1 protein-coding gene and 1 pseudogene are annotated in these 1,673 nt (G+C 46.2%); both read right to left on the reverse strand.

Annotation, left to right across the window (positions count from 1 at the left end):
• Positions 1-59: 59 nt before the first annotated feature.
• Complete coding sequence (locus XpruCFBP8353_RS23655; RefSeq protein ID WP_133125715.1) at positions 60-683, reverse strand: hypothetical protein; 624 nt, start codon at positions 681-683, stop codon at positions 60-62.
• 2 nt (positions 684-685) lie between these two features.
• A pseudogene (locus XpruCFBP8353_RS23770) lies at positions 686-1,673 on the reverse strand (hypothetical protein); the annotation flags it as partial.

The following is a 1,673-nucleotide window of genomic DNA, read 5'->3' on the forward strand; positions in this document are numbered from 1 at the left end:
CGCACCCTTCAGGGTGGTGTCGTTGCCGCTAATGATCGTTGCGGTGTTGCCTGCATATTTTATGGCTTGTCAGTCTGCATGGCTTTTACTGGAAATAGGGGCTCCTCAGAATACGGAACGTGATTTATATTAAAAATTCCTTCTATATCTTTCATGAAATTTAAATTCAACTGAATTTTGCTGGAGGAATTTTTATACTTTGACCTAGACTTTATTGCCAAGTCCCTCATTTTTTTAGCGAAAATTAATGCCTCAGCTCTACTATTCAGACCATTTACAGGAAAAACATCATTTTCCAGTTTTGCAGCTTCTTCCCATCCTGTGGATGAAATTAGTGCAGCTTCAGCATTTAACAATCCATGCTCAGCCACAATTTCCCTGCACATCATGGTGGATTCTAGATAAGTGGTCATCCAAATACTTATTGAATCCCATTCGGACTCGTTAAACGGGTTGCTATTAGATAGCTCGGCAGAAATTTCTTCAATTGAAAGTCCGGAATGTTCAATGGAAGGAATCGCGATCACTAAATCAGATCGCATGCATCTATATAGTGTTTCAACGGCAACTTGCCATTGGTTTTTGTCATTACGGAAATTTGAAGCGAAGTTAATTGCCGAAAAACTATCGGTGGCAAGCTCAGCCAGATTGGTTTGTAGCCATATAGATATTTCGTTATTCATGATTATGGCCCGCCAATATCATCTGCAGCGCCACGCTTAGGGAACTTTAATTTAATCATTCTTTTTCCGCCATTTGCCTGGGCAAGCCTGGGAATGTTCAACTCTACAGTGGCCGTGGTGCTTAGGGTATCCCCACTCGCCGTACCTGCAGGTCTATAAGTGACGTAAGAGCCGTCGGGGGCTTTAGCGATCCAGCATCCATTGCAATTTCCACCGTTTATCTTAGCACCGCTGCTAAGCTCTTGGGTTGATGGTTGGCGCTTCAAAAAAGTCAAGGCAAAATCCTCTGCAATATTGCTTGGATCGCTTGTGCCAGCCATTGTTCTTGGAGTACCAACTGGGCCGATTGATTTTCCAGGGATTGTTCCGGCGTTTAATTCTTGAATTATCTCTTGCGCCGTACGCTTAGAAAGTCCATCACCACGAATTGTTTCCGGAAGCGACTCAGATGGGGTGTCATTGGGTCCCTTTTTGCCAGCGATGTCTTGGGTGGAGATGTCGGGCTTGATGCTATTGCCCACTTTTCCCGCAATTACCTTCTCACCACCTTTGAAAATCAGGGTCTGTAAGCCAAGTATCCCCAAGTCGTAGGCATCTTGCGCAAGAGGGTTCCACCCATCAGGTCGCTTTGGATTGAAGGATGCCAAAACTCCAAGGCCCTGCGTCGAGAAGTATGGTGACGTCAGCTGAGCTACGCCCTCCCTTCCTTGTCCATAAGAAAGAGTTGCAAGCCCCAAACCAATCGGAACACCAAAGCAAGACACACCAGTCTCGGGGCAGAGTACAGCTGCGCCTGCGGCTATTTCATAGCCACCCACTGTTCCCAGAGCTCCGCCAACTGCAGCGATAGCTCCCTTGGTTCTACTGATCGACTCATCATGAGATGTACGCAGATCAGTGGCAGATGCGAGAAATCCATACTTTTCAAACGCGCCTGTGCTTTCGATTGTGCTTAGCTCAGATTGGTAACTAAGCCCGTTCGTTTGGAGC

It is taken from the genome of Xanthomonas prunicola, assembly GCF_002846205.1.
Classification (GTDB): domain Bacteria; phylum Pseudomonadota; class Gammaproteobacteria; order Xanthomonadales; family Xanthomonadaceae; genus Xanthomonas; species Xanthomonas prunicola.

What these genes read in the sequence shown, in the direction of transcription:
- XpruCFBP8353_RS23655 (WP_133125715.1), bottom strand. Translation starts at nt 683, where the DNA reads ATGAATAACGAAATATCTATATGGCTACAAACCAATCTGGCTGAGCTT.